11 protein-coding genes are annotated in these 12,228 nt (G+C 56.5%); 7 read left to right on the top strand and 4 right to left on the bottom strand.

Annotated features, from left to right (window positions below; translation table 11 throughout):
• The first annotated feature begins 21 nt into the window (after positions 1-21).
• Positions 22-645: a glutathione S-transferase family protein gene (locus tag QVF11_RS13440; RefSeq protein ID WP_287857420.1), complete on the top strand. Its 624-nt coding sequence runs from the start codon at positions 22-24 to the stop codon at positions 643-645.
• A gap of 50 nt (positions 646-695) precedes the next feature.
• On the opposite strand, the gene gorA is transcribed toward QVF11_RS13440, so the two are convergent.
• Both gorA and QVF11_RS13430 read right to left on the bottom strand, forming a co-directional pair.
• Positions 696-2,048 (bottom strand): glutathione-disulfide reductase, encoded by a 1,353-nt coding sequence (gene gorA / locus QVF11_RS13435; protein WP_287857418.1) that lies wholly within the window; start codon positions 2,046-2,048, stop codon positions 696-698.
• A gap of 71 nt (positions 2,049-2,119) precedes the next feature.
• Positions 2,120-2,962, bottom strand: coding sequence for a 23S rRNA (adenine(2030)-N(6))-methyltransferase RlmJ (locus tag QVF11_RS13430; RefSeq protein WP_112216696.1), 843 nt, complete (start codon positions 2,960-2,962; stop codon positions 2,120-2,122).
• A gap of 193 nt (positions 2,963-3,155) precedes the next feature.
• On the opposite strand from QVF11_RS13430, the gene QVF11_RS13425 reads away from it, so the two are divergent.
• Complete coding sequence (locus QVF11_RS13425) at positions 3,156-4,430, top strand: acid phosphatase (RefSeq protein ID WP_287857416.1); 1,275 nt, start codon at positions 3,156-3,158, stop codon at positions 4,428-4,430.
• Positions 4,431-4,623: 193 nt separating this feature from the next.
• Here the strand turns inward: QVF11_RS13425 and QVF11_RS13420 are convergent, their stop codons facing one another.
• Complete coding sequence (locus tag QVF11_RS13420; protein WP_110274834.1) at positions 4,624-4,893, bottom strand: YdgH/BhsA/McbA-like domain containing protein; 270 nt, start codon at positions 4,891-4,893, stop codon at positions 4,624-4,626.
• Positions 4,894-5,004: 111 nt separating this feature from the next.
• Positions 5,005-5,787: a pimeloyl-ACP methyl ester esterase BioH gene (gene bioH / locus QVF11_RS13415; RefSeq protein ID WP_142513378.1), complete on the bottom strand. Its 783-nt coding sequence runs from the start codon at positions 5,785-5,787 to the stop codon at positions 5,005-5,007.
• Positions 5,788-5,824: 37 nt separating this feature from the next.
• Here bioH and gntX point away from each other — a divergent pair, with 37 nt between their 5' ends.
• The 5 genes from gntX (at position 5,825) to rsmJ (ending at position 11,804) form a co-directional block, all read left to right on the top strand.
• Positions 5,825-6,499: a DNA utilization protein GntX gene (gntX, locus tag QVF11_RS13410; RefSeq protein ID WP_287857413.1), complete on the top strand. Its 675-nt coding sequence runs from the start codon at positions 5,825-5,827 to the stop codon at positions 6,497-6,499.
• A 58-nt stretch (positions 6,500-6,557) separates the two neighbouring features.
• On the top strand, positions 6,558-7,133 hold the full coding sequence (gene nfuA / locus QVF11_RS13405) for a Fe-S biogenesis protein NfuA (RefSeq protein ID WP_110274837.1): 576 nt from the start codon (positions 6,558-6,560) through the stop codon (positions 7,131-7,133).
• A 333-nt stretch (positions 7,134-7,466) separates the two neighbouring features.
• Positions 7,467-8,783 (top strand): gluconate transporter, encoded by a 1,317-nt coding sequence (gene gntT, locus QVF11_RS13400; protein ID WP_110274838.1) that lies wholly within the window; start codon positions 7,467-7,469, stop codon positions 8,781-8,783.
• A 209-nt stretch (positions 8,784-8,992) separates the two neighbouring features.
• Positions 8,993-11,035: an oligopeptidase A gene (prlC, locus tag QVF11_RS13395; RefSeq protein ID WP_142513376.1), complete on the top strand. Its 2,043-nt coding sequence runs from the start codon at positions 8,993-8,995 to the stop codon at positions 11,033-11,035.
• A 4-nt stretch (positions 11,036-11,039) separates the two neighbouring features.
• Complete coding sequence (rsmJ, locus tag QVF11_RS13390) at positions 11,040-11,804, top strand: 16S rRNA (guanine(1516)-N(2))-methyltransferase RsmJ (protein WP_112216702.1); 765 nt, start codon at positions 11,040-11,042, stop codon at positions 11,802-11,804.
• Positions 11,805-12,228: the final 424 nt, after the last annotated feature.

Here is a 12,228-nt window from a genome sequence, read left to right as displayed (position 1 = left end):
TTGATTGAGGAATTGCTGACAATGATAAAAATACTGGGCAAGCGCTCATCAATTAACGTGCGTAAAGTGCTGTGGACCTGTGAAGAAGCGGGGCTGGATTATCAGCAGGAAGATTATGGCAGTGGGTTCCAGTCAATTGAGACACCGGAGTTTCGTGCCCTTAACCCGAATAGCCTGGTGCCGGTGCTGCTGGATGACGATTTTGTGTTGTGGGAGTCGAACAGTATTTGCCGCTACCTGGCGCGTAAAGCGGGGCGGGAAGACCTGCTCCCCTGCGCACCGCAGGCTGCCGCAGAGGTTGAGCACTGGATGGACTGGCAGGCGACGGAGTTTAACAGTGCCTGGCGCTATGCTTTTATGGGGTTGGTGCGCAAGGATCCACGCTTTCAGGATCCGGCGGCGATCAAAGAGAGCATTGCCGCCTGGACTCGCTGCGTGCAGATCGTCAATGCGCAGCTTCAGCAGACCGGAGCATGGGTCACCGGTAGCCAGTTTACCCTCGCGGATATTGTCCTTGGTCTGTCGGTGCATCGCTGGAAAATGACGCCATTCGCCCATCCGGAAATGGCGGAAGTCGAGCGCTGGTATATGGCGCTGAATCAGCGTTCGGCGTTCAAGCGCCATGGGAATAATGGCGTGGCGTAAATATAAAAAAGAAGCTCCAGGGAGCTTCTTTTTATCGACCGATGAACGCCTTAGCGCATCGTTACAAATTCTTCCGATGCCGTTGGATGGATCGCCACGGTATTATCGAAGTCTTTCTTAGTCGCGCCCATTTTCAGCGCCACCGCGAAGCCCTGCAGCATCTCATCCATACCGAAGCCGATGCCGTGAATGCCGACAATCTTCTCTTCCGGGCCGACGCAGACCAGCTTCATACGGCACGGCTGGCGGTGTGAGGTTACGGCGGTATACATGGCGGTGAAAGAGGATTTATACACTTTCACTGCCTCATCGCCGTACTGCTCGCGTGCCTGCGGTTCGGTTAAACCGACGGTGCCGATAGGCGGATGGCTGAAGACCACGGTCGGGATGTTGCTGTAGTCCAGATGCTCGTCCGGCTTGTTGTTAAACAGGCGTTCAGAGAGACGACGTCCGGCGGCAACCGCCACTGGGGTCAGCTCAACGGCACCGGTATTATCGCCCACGGCGTAAATGCCAGAAACGTTCGTATTCTGGAATTTGTCGACGACGATATAGCCTTTATCGTTGGTTTTCACACCTGTAACGGCGAGATTGAAGTTATCGTTTGCCGGTTCGCGACCAATCGCCCAAATCAGGCAGTCGACGGTCTGGCTGCGGCCATCTTCCAGCTCCAGGGTCAGGCTGCCATCGGCATTCTTGACCACCGCTTTCGGAATGGCGTTGGTGTGCAGCTGCGGGCCTTCGGCGTTCATCACTTCGACCAGCGTCTCGACGATCAGCGGATCAAAGCTGCGCAGCGGCGCGTGTTTACGCACAAACAGGTGAGTTTCCGCACCCAGGCCATTAATCACGCCCGCCAGCTCAACGGCGATATAGCCTGCGCCAACGACCGCAACACGTTTCGGCAGCGCCGGCAGTTCGAAGAAGCCATCGGAATCGATGCCGTACTCGACTCCCGGAATATTCGGATGGCTCGGACGGCCACCGGTAGCGATCAGGATATGATCGGCGGTAATGGTTTCACCATTCACTTCCACGGTTTTCGCATCGACAAAGCGCGCGAAGCCCTTAATCACATCGACTTTGTTTTTACCCAGCACGTTGTCGTAAGAGGTGTGGATACGGTCGATATAGGCGCTACGGCTGGCGATCAGTTTGTCCCAGTCGAAGTTATTGATGGTGGCATCAAAACCGTAATCCGGGCCATACAGATGGATTGCTTCGCGGATCTGCGCCGCATGCCACATGACTTTCTTCGGCACGCAGCCGACGTTCACGCAGGTGCCGCCCAGGTCTTTGGCTTCAATCAGCGCGCACTTCTGTCCATACATTGCCGCACGGTTGATGGAGGCGATGCCGCCGCTGCCGCCGCCGATAGCGATGTAGTCATAATGTTTGGTCATGGCTCTGGTCCTTATTATTGAATGGCCGCGATTGTAGCGCGAGGCGTAAAAGGTTCCACCGATGGTTGCGATTACTCTGGCACGATCCAACTGACCGTTGCGTGGCCGATACCGTTCGGTACCAGCTTCTTATGCAGCCACGGCAGCACGTTGTTCATCTGCTGCTCCAGCTTCCACGGTGGGTTGATGACGATCATCCCGGAGGCGGTCATGCCGCGCTGATCGCTGTCCGGGCGTACCGCCAGCTCAATTTGCAGAATTTTGCGAATGCCGGTGGCTTCTAACTCTTTGATCATGCGCTTAATCTGTGCTCGCAGCACCACCGGATACCACAGCGCGTAGGTACCGGTCGCAAAGCGCTTGTAGCCTTCATGAATACCGGTGACTACCGCCTGGTAATCGCTTTTGATTTCGTAAGGCGGGTCGATAAGCACCAGCCCACGGCGGGAAACCGGCGGTAGCTTCGACTTTAACTGCTGGTAGCCGTCGGCTTTTTCCACGCGGGCGCGATCATCTTTCTGGAATTCAGAACGCAGCAACGGGAAATCGCTTGGGTGCAGCTCGGTCATCTGCAGGCTGTCCTGCTCGCGCAGAAGCTGGCGGGCAATCAGCGGCGAGCCGGGGTAGTAGCGCAGCTGGCCGCTGCGGTTGAAATGCTGGACGACGGAGATATACGGCTCCAGCTCGGCGGGCAGGTCATCCTGCTGCCAGATGCGGGCGATACCTTCGAGATATTCACCAGTACGCTCAGCGTGCTCGCTGCTCAGCTGATAGCGGCCTGCTCCGGCGTGAGTGTCCAGATAGAGAAACGGTTTTTCTTTCTCTTTCAGTGATTCAATGATCAGACTCTGAACGGTGTGTTTAAGGACGTCGGCGTGGTTGCCTGCGTGAAAGCTGTGGCGATAACTGAGCATGGATGCGGTGATTCCGGGAAGTAAACAAGATAACCGATAGTTTACCGCAGATCCGCCTGGATTACCGCCTCCGGCACCGCGCTGTTTCAAATGCGGTTAAAGCGTTGCAAAACATAACCGTGTCATAAAAACGTAAAGCAGGGGCGCTAGCGTCGCATGCAGGCAAGGTAACTATTTGTATAAAGGGAAAATAATGAAACTGCAAATTACGCTTCTGACATCGGCGCTCATCCTGGCGCTGCCGGTTCTGGCGCAAGGTGTCCCTCTGAATCAGGTGGCGGCGATGGCTAACGGCGTGACGCCAGCGGCTGCGAGTCCGGCATTCAATGCCCTGGAGAACCAAAGCCTGTCCCAGCTACGTAACGCGCTGAAGGGCGATGCATCAACCCTCACTCGTGACCAGCTGGAGCACGCTAAACAGAATAAAACCCAGGCGGATAAAGCGTGGCTGAAGGGCAGCGGTTACGATTTCCAGGCTAAAGCCAACCAGCAGGCGGGTATCGAATTGCTCTCGGCGTTCAGCACGCTGCCGAAGGCGGTCATACAGCAAAACCTCGAAACCGTCACCGCGATTAACCGCGATGCTGTGCAGACCTCTCGCCACCAGGCGCTGGCAGATGCTGAGGGGATCAGCTATCTCTATTTTCTCAGCGATGCGATGGGGCCACGCCTTGGGAAAGCATTCCTTACCGCCTACGATAAAGGCGAGCTCGGCAAGGCAGCTGCGCTGATTAAAGCTTCCGAAGTGAGTACCAGCGCGGCGAAAAAGCACTTTAATAACCCGCGCCCGTTCCTGATTCAGGGGAACACCATCCATCTGGTGCCGGACGATGTGGTGGTGAAGGATAACAAACCGTATACCGCAGACGGTGGCTCATTCCCGAGTGGACATACCAATACCGGCTATACCGATGCGCTGCTGATGGCGGAGATGATCCCCGAGCGCTTTGATGCGCTGGTAACCCGCGGCGCTCGCTATGGTTACTCGCGCATCGTGCTGGGCGTGCATTATCCGCTGGACGTGATGGGCTCGCGGATGGTGGCGCAGCGCAACGTCGCTCACTATCTGAATGATGCGAAGTATCGCGCGTTGTTCAATGAAGCTCGCGACCAACTGCGTACGGCGCTGGAGAAAGAGTGCGGTACGACGCTGGCGGAATGCGCGAAGGTGCCTGCGAAGGACGATCCCTATCGCGACCCGGCGATGCGTGAGTTTTATCGCTTCACCATGACCTACAGCCTGCCGCAGCAGAAGGGCGAAAAACAGGGTCTGAAGGTGCCGGAAGGGGCGGAAGTGTTGCTGGAAGCAGCATTGCCGAATCTGTCCGCCGCGCAGCGCCGGGCGTTGATGGTCAAAACGGCTCTGCCCGCAGGGTACCCGCTGTCGGGGGAGACCGGTGACCAGCAGTTCTGGCAGCGGTTGAATCTGCCTGCTGCGTATCAGATGGCGGCCAAAGTTCATCAATAATCACGGGAGGCCAGCGCCTTTCGTAGCCTGGTAGAGTACAGATCAGACGGTTGTGAATTCGTAGCCAGTCAGCGTAGCCGCACTGGGAAGATTGAATGATGCATTTTCCCGGAGGCGGTGCTGGCGCACCTGTCCGGGAAACCGCCCGCACCGTCGCGATACCGAAAGCGGGTCCTGAGACCCGCTTACTGGCTTACTTGTAGACGTCCGCGTTCGCGTGAACCGTTTTCTCGTTCTTCTCGCCTGCAATCACCACAAAATAAGTGCCGCCCATCTCATCCGCTTTTTTCGACAGATCGCGCTTCGCATCCATCGGAGAAGTCGTTTTTGAGGTGGTAATCGAACCGACTTTGGTCAGATTCATTTTAGCGACTTCATCTTTTTGAATTTCCTTGGCAGCGAACGCGCCGAAGGACAGGGAACCAATCACCAGAGATGCAACAATTCCTGTAACAAGTTTCATAGCCTCTACTCTCCATTAGGTTGTTGTTTTTAGGTCGCGAAGGCAACATGAAATAGTCAACCGCCGCAACAACCTAAGTATTGTCGGGCCCTGCGTTTTTACCATGTCCTGCTAAAAATATTTACTGGCCTGGGCTTTTAGCGCTATCAGAGGTGCGCAAAATTCCTGCGGATGAGAGATAAACGGCGCGTGGGCGGCTTTATCGAAGATGATGGATTGGCTCTGTGGCCACAGCGCGTCGAGCACCGGCACGATTTTTCGCGGCACCAGACCATCCAGCCGACCGTACAGACGTAAAAACGGCATCGTCAGCGCCGCCAGCGGCTGGCGTAAATCGGCGGTTTTGAGGATCTCCAGTCCGCCGTTTAGCACCTCCGGCGCAGGCATCGGCAGCGACAGCACTGCCTTCTTCAGTGCTTTGGCATCCTGGCGGGCGCTCTCGGTTCCCATAGTTTGCAGCGCCAGAAAACGCTCCACGGTGCGCTGAAAATCTTCACTCAGTTGCTGTTGAAAACCGCTCAGCACCTCGGGTTTGATTCCCGGCCAGCTATCGTGAGCACTAAAACAGGGAGAAGAGGCGACGGTGACCAGCGCCTGCACGCGGTTGGGGTGAGTTAACGCAACCTGACTTGCCACCAGCCCGCCGAGGCTCCAGCCCAGCCAGATAGCGCGCTCTGGCGCTTTGGCTAGCACCTGCTGCGCCATCTCCTGGAGCGATAGGGCACCAAATCCGCTGCTGCGGCCATAGCCCGGAAGGTCGACGAGGTGCAGCGTGAAATGCGAGGTTAGTTCCGGCGTGATGCAATCCCACACTTGCGCATTCAGCCCCCATCCGTGCAGCAGCACAAGATGACAATTTCCTTCGCCCGTGGTTTGCCACCAGATCTCTTTCATCGGTTACTGTTCTCTTTCCATCAAGATAAGGGGAAATATGCTAACAGCACACAGCTTATGCTGGCTATGTCAAATGCCGCTGGTCATCGCCCGCTGGGGGATCTGCTCGCGATGCGCTGCATCGTTGATGGCGTCTGAGCCGCTCTGTCCTCAGTGTGGGCTACCTGCTCAGGCAGGCCTGCTGCCGTGCGGGCGCTGCCTGCAAAAACCACCGCCGTGGCAGCGGCTGGTTGCGGTGAATGATTATCGGCCGCCGCTGAGCGGCATGATTCACCAGTTAAAATTCAACAAACGACCAGAGCTGGCTCCGGCGCTGGCGCGTCTTCTGCTGTTGCGTATTCATCAGAGCAGGGGGCTTCCCAAACCAGATAGAATTATCAGCGTGCCGCTCTGGCAGCGTCGCCAGTGGAAGCGGGGTTTTAATCAGAGCGATCTGCTGTGCCGCCCGCTGGCGCACTGGATGGGCTGCGCCTGGCGTAGCGATGCGCTCACCCGTCAGCGTCGTACCGCCACCCAGCATCAGCTCAGCGCCAGATTGCGCAAACAGAACCTGAAAAACGCCTTTCAGCTTGAATTGTCGGTGCGGGGTCACCATATCGCCATTGTGGATGATGTCGTCACAACCGGAAGCACCGTCGCCGAGATATCCCGCCTGCTTTTGCGAAACGGCGCCGCGACGGTTCAGGTATGGTGTATATGCCGTACCTTGTAGACCCCTGCTGATGGGCGTATTATAACCAAGTAAAATAGTCAACTATTAGGCCAACGCTATGATCCGTATTTCCGATGCTGCACAAGCGCACTTTGCCAAACTGCTGGTAAATCAGGAAGAAGGGACACAAATTCGCGTATTTGTGATTAATCCCGGTACCCCAAACGCTGAGTGCGGCGTTTCCTACTGCCCACCGGATGCGGTGGAAGACACCGATACTGCGCTGAAGTTTGAGCAACTGACCGCTTATGTCGATGAACTTAGCGCGCCGTACCTGGAAGACGCTGAAATCGATTTTGTTACCGACCAGCTAGGCTCTCAGCTGACGCTGAAAGCGCCAAACGCCAAGATGCGCAAGGTTTCTGATGATGCCCCGCTGATGGAGCGCGTCGAATATCTGCTGCAATCGCAGATTAACCCGCAGCTGGCCGGTCACGGCGGGCGCGTCACGCTGATGGAAATCACCGACGATGGTCTGGCTATCCTGCAATTCGGCGGCGGCTGTAACGGCTGTTCGATGGTCGATGTAACCCTGAAAGAAGGGATCGAGAAGCAGATGCTGAACGAATTCCCGGAACTGAAAGGCGTACGCGATCTGACCGAACACCAGCGCGGCGAGCACTCCTACTATTGATTCCCCCCGCCCGGCAGTATTTGCGCTGTCGGGCTACTCTTCTCAAGTTACCGCGCATCATTCCCCGCTAAGCAACCCGGCAAAAACCCGGGAAAGAGTATGACTTAAGTCTCATATTTGAAATTTACACTGCCCAGGTGATTCTCAAACTTACTATGTTACCCGTATCATTCATTTCAGGCGCCACAGATTAAAAAATAGCCGGCTATCCTTTCTCTGGGTAAGGATAAAGCTAGCATTTACGGCGTCGGACATTTTTTGTTCCAATCGGAACGGATGAAGTCAATGTTGAAACTATGACGTTACCCATAACAAATTAAGGCCAGGTAAATCATGCCATTAGTCATCGTTGCTATCGGGGTTGCCCTGTTATTGTTGCTGATGATCCGTTTCAAAATGAACGGTTTTATCGCTCTGGTTCTGGTGGCGCTTGCCGTCGGGCTCATGCAGGGCATGCCTCTGGATAAAGTTATCGTCTCCATCAAGAACGGCGTTGGGGGAACCCTCGGCAGCCTCGCGCTGATCATGGGCTTCGGCGCTATGCTCGGTAAAATGCTGGCGGACTGCGGCGGTGCGCAGCGTATCGCCACCACGTTAATTGACAAATTTGGTAAACAACACATCCAATGGGCAGTCGTGCTGACCGGTTTTACCGTCGGCTTCGCGCTGTTCTATGAAGTGGGTTTCGTGTTGATGCTGCCGCTGGTCTTTACCATCGCTGCGTCCGCCCGCATCCCGCTGCTATATGTCGGCGTGCCGATGGCGGCCGCGCTTTCCGTTACCCACGGCTTCCTGCCTCCGCACCCGGGTCCGACGGCGATTGCCACCATTTTCCATGCCGATATGGGTAAAACCCTGCTGTTCGGTACGATTCTGGCGATCCCGACAGTGATTCTGGCCGGTCCGGTTTACGCACGTTTCCTGAAAGGCATCGATAAACCGATTCCGGAAGGCCTGCATAACCCGAAAACATTCACTGAAGAAGAGATGCCGGGCTTTGGCGTCAGCGTCTGGACTTCTCTGGTACCGGTTATTCTGATGGCGATGCGTGCGGTAGCCGAGATGGTGCTGCCGAAAGGTCATGCTTTCCTGCCGGTTGCTGAGTTCTTTGGCGACCCGGTGATGGCAACGCTGATTGCGGTGCTGATCGCGCTGTTCACCTTTGGCCTCAACCGTGGCCGCTCGATGGACCAGATCAACGAAACGCTGACCTCTTCCATCAAAATTATTGCCATGATGCTGCTGATCATCGGTGGCGGTGGCGCCTTCAAACAGGTGCTGGTCGATAGCGGGATGGACAAATACATCGCCTCTATCATGCATGAATCCAATATGTCTCCGCTGTTTATGGCCTGGTCGATTGCTGCGGTACTGCGTATTGCGCTGGGTTCGGCGACCGTTGCAGCTATTACCGCAGGCGGGATTGCTGCACCGTTGATCGCGACTACCGGCGTGAGCCCTGAACTGATGGTTATCGCCGTTGGTTCCGGTAGCGTTATCTTCTCTCACGTCAACGATCCGGGCTTCTGGCTGTTTAAAGAGTACTTCAACCTGACTATCGGCGAGACCATCAGGTCGTGGTCGGTGCTGGAAACCATTATCTCCGTGTGCGGTCTGATTGGCTGCTTGCTGTTGGGGATGGTGGTGTAAGCAGAGCGTCAGTATAAAACGGGCCGGGTAGCAGCGATGCTGACCCGGCTTTTTTATGCGCAATAACCACAGAGGCCAGGCTTATCGCAGTAATACCCGGTCCTGCACCGTGCCTGACATTGAAATTCACCCAACTATCCCCCATTCTAGATCTCATGCTAAAGCGCCGGACGCGCGCTTCATTTACCCTCTTCAACAGGACTGCGCATATGACCAATCCATTACTGACGCCTTTTTTATTGCCCCCTTTCTCTGCTATCCAACCTGAACATGTCGTCCCCGCGGTCACCAAAGCGCTGGATGATTGCCGGGCGGCAGTAGAGAGCGCGGTGGCGCAAGGGGCGCCGTACACCTGGGAAAATCTTTGCCAGCCGCTGGCAGAAGTGGATGACGTGCTGGGGCGTATTTTTTCGCCGGTCAGCCATCTGAACTCGGTTAAAAACAGCCCGGAACTGCGCGAAGCCTACGAACAAACCCTGCCGCTGCTCTCTGAGTACAGCACCTGGGTTGGGCAACATGAAGGTCTGTATAAAGCGTACCGCGACCTGCGCGACGGCGACCATTACGCCACTCTGAATACCGCGCAGAAAAAAGCGGTGGATAACGCGCTGCGTGATTTTGAACTTTCTGGTATTGGCCTGGCGAAAGAGCAGCAGAAACGTTATGGCGAAATCGCTGCTCGCCTGTCCGAGCTGGGCAACCAGTACAGCAACAACGTGCTCGACGCCACTATGGGTTGGACGAAGCTGGTGACCGATGAAGCCGAACTTTCCGGGATGCCGGAAAGTGCGCTGGCTGCCGCCAAAGCGCAGGCAGAAGCCAAAGAGCAGGAAGGCTATCTGCTAACTCTGGATATCCCGAGCTATCTTCCGGTGATGACTTATTGCGACAACGGGCGGCTTCGTGAAGAGCTGTATCGCGCTTACTCCACCCGCGCTTCTGACCAGGGGCCAAACGCCGGGAAGTGGGACAACAGCCCAGTGATGGCGGAAATTCTTGCCCTGCGCCACGAGCTGGCGCAGCTACTGGGCTTCGACAGCTATGCCGACAAGTCTCTGGCTACCAAAATGGCCGAGAACCCACAGCAGGTGCTCGACTTCCTGACCGACCTGGCCAAACGTGCCCGTCCCCAGGGTGAGAAAGAGCTGGCCCAGCTGCGAGCCTTCGCCAAAGCCGAATTTGGCGTTGATGAACTGCAGCCGTGGGATATCGCGTACTACAGCGAAAAACAGAAACAGCATCTGTACAGCATCAGCGACGAACAGCTGCGCCCGTACTTCCCGGAAAACAAAGCCGTTAACGGCCTGTTCGAAGTCGTTCAACGTATTTATGGTATTACCGCCAAAGAGCGTACCGATGTTGACGTCTGGCATCCGGAAGTGCGTTTCTTCGAGCTGTATGACGAAAACAATGAACTGCGTGGCAGCTTCTACCTCGATCTCTACGCTCGCGAACATAAGCGCGGCGGGGCATGGATGGACGACTGCGTCGGCCAGATGCGCAAACTCGATGGTTCGCTGCAAAAACCGGTCGCTTATCTGACCTGTAACTTTAACCGTCCGGTCAGCGGCAAACCGGCGCTGTTCACTCATGATGAAGTGATCACTCTGTTCCACGAGTTTGGTCATGGCCTGCATCATATGCTGACCCGTATCGATACCGCCGGGGTTTCCGGCATCAGCGGGGTGCCGTGGGATGCGGTCGAACTGCCGAGCCAGTTTATGGAAAACTGGTGCTGGGAGCCGGACGCTCTGGCGTTTATCTCCGGTCACTATGAAACCGGCGAGCCGCTGCCAAAAGAACTGCTGGAGAAAATGCTGGCGGCAAAAAACTACCAGGCGGCGATGTTTATCCTGCGTCAGCTGGAGTTCGGACTGTTCGACTTCCGCCTGCATGCGGAGTTCCAGCCAGAGCAGGGGGCTAAAATCCTCGAAACGCTGGCGGAAATTAAAAAGCAGGTTGCGCTGATCCCTGGACCGTCATGGGGCCGCTTCCCGCATGCTTTCAGCCATATTTTTGCCGGTGGCTATGCGGCGGGCTACTACAGCTATTTGTGGGCCGATGTGCTGGCTGCTGATGCTTTCTCGCGTTTCGAAGAGGAGGGGATCTTCAACCGCGAAACCGGTCAGTCATTCCTCGACAATATCCTGACTCGCGGTGGTTCTGAAGAGCCGATGACGCTATTCAAACGCTTCCGTGGTCGCGAACCGCAGCTGGACGCGATGCTTGAGCATTACGGAATCAAAGGCTGATTGAGTGAAAATCTGCTTAATTGATGAAACGGGCGCCGGAGACGGCGCCTTGTCTGTTCTTGCTGCCCGCTGGGGGCTGGAACACGATGAAGACAACCTGATGGCGCTGGTGATGACGTCGGAGCATCTGGAACTGCGCAAGCGCGATGAGCCGAAGCTTGGTGGTATCTTCGTCGATTTTGTCGGCGGGGCGATGGCTCATCGACGCAAGTTTGGCGGCGGCCGCGGCGAGGCGGTGGCAAAAGCGGTTGGTATTAAGGGTGATTACCTGCCGGATGTGGTCGATGCGACTGCCGGACTGGGGCGCGATGCGTTCGTCCTCGCCTCTGTGGGTTGCCATGTGCGGATGCTGGAACGCAATCCGGTGGTTGCCGCGCTGCTCGACGATGGCCTGACGCGCGGCTATGCCGATGCGGAAATCGGTCCATGGTTGCAGGAGCGGCTACAGCTAATTCACGCCTCCAGCCTGATGGCGCTGACCGATATTACTCCGCGTCCGCAGGTGGTTTACCTCGACCCGATGTTCCCACACAAGCAGAAAAGTGCGCTGGTGAAGAAAGAGATGCGGGTGTTTCAGTCGCTGGTGGGGCCGGATTTAGACGCTGATGGCCTGCTGGAACCTGCTCGTCTGTTGGCGACCAAACGCGTGGTGGTCAAACGACCGGACTATGCGCCGCCGCTGGCGGATGTGGCGACGCCGAACGCGGTGGTCACCAAAGGCCACCGGTTTGATATTTACGCCGGAACGGCGATTGAGCAACAAGGATAAATCTTACAATCCGGGGATGTCGCTGCCTGAAATATCGTGCGCGTTTTCCCCGGGGGCGGCGCTTGACGCGCCTTGCCCGGGCTACGGATTCGTGCGGTCTGGTAGCCCGGATAAGGCATCAGCCGCAATCCGGGGATGTCGCTGACTGAAATATCGTGCGCGTTTTCCCCGGGGGCGGCGCTTGATGCGCCTTGCCCGGGCTACGGGCTCGTGCGGTCTGGTAGCCCGGATAAGGCATCAGCCGCAATCCGGGGATGTCGCTGACTGAAATATCGTGCGCGTTTTCCCCGGGGGCGGCGCTTGATGCGCCTTGCCCGGGCTACGGGCCCGTGCGGTCTGGTAGCCCGGATAAGGCATCAGCCGCAATCAGGGGATGTCGCTGCCTGAAATATCGTGCGCGTTTTCCCCGGGGGCGGCGCTTGAC

Origin of the sequence: Klebsiella sp., assembly GCF_027492335.1 — a bacterium.
Taxonomy (GTDB): domain Bacteria; phylum Pseudomonadota; class Gammaproteobacteria; order Enterobacterales; family Enterobacteriaceae; genus Klebsiella; species Klebsiella huaxiensis.
The sequence above is the reverse complement of the archived record's forward strand: the minus strand, read 5'-3'. Positions and strand labels throughout refer to the sequence as shown.

Excerpts from the sequence above, each read along its gene's own strand:
- QVF11_RS13440 (WP_287857420.1), top strand. The coding sequence starts at position 22 with ATGATAAAAATACTGGGCAAGCGCTCATCAATTAACGTGCGTAAAGTG.
- gorA (WP_287857418.1), bottom strand. The coding sequence starts at position 2,048 with ATGACCAAACATTATGACTACATCGCTATCGGCGGCGGCAGCGGCGGC.
- QVF11_RS13430 (WP_112216696.1), bottom strand. The coding sequence starts at position 2,962 with ATGCTCAGTTATCGCCACAGCTTTCACGCAGGCAACCACGCCGACGTC.
- QVF11_RS13425 (WP_287857416.1), top strand. The coding sequence starts at position 3,156 with ATGAAACTGCAAATTACGCTTCTGACATCGGCGCTCATCCTGGCGCTG.
- QVF11_RS13420 (WP_110274834.1), bottom strand. The coding sequence starts at position 4,893 with ATGAAACTTGTTACAGGAATTGTTGCATCTCTGGTGATTGGTTCCCTG.
- bioH (WP_142513378.1), bottom strand. The coding sequence starts at position 5,787 with ATGAAAGAGATCTGGTGGCAAACCACGGGCGAAGGAAATTGTCATCTT.
- gntX (WP_287857413.1), top strand. The coding sequence starts at position 5,825 with ATGCTAACAGCACACAGCTTATGCTGGCTATGTCAAATGCCGCTGGTC.
- nfuA (WP_110274837.1), top strand. The coding sequence starts at position 6,558 with ATGATCCGTATTTCCGATGCTGCACAAGCGCACTTTGCCAAACTGCTG.
- gntT (WP_110274838.1), top strand. The coding sequence starts at position 7,467 with ATGCCATTAGTCATCGTTGCTATCGGGGTTGCCCTGTTATTGTTGCTG.
- prlC (WP_142513376.1), top strand. The coding sequence starts at position 8,993 with ATGACCAATCCATTACTGACGCCTTTTTTATTGCCCCCTTTCTCTGCT.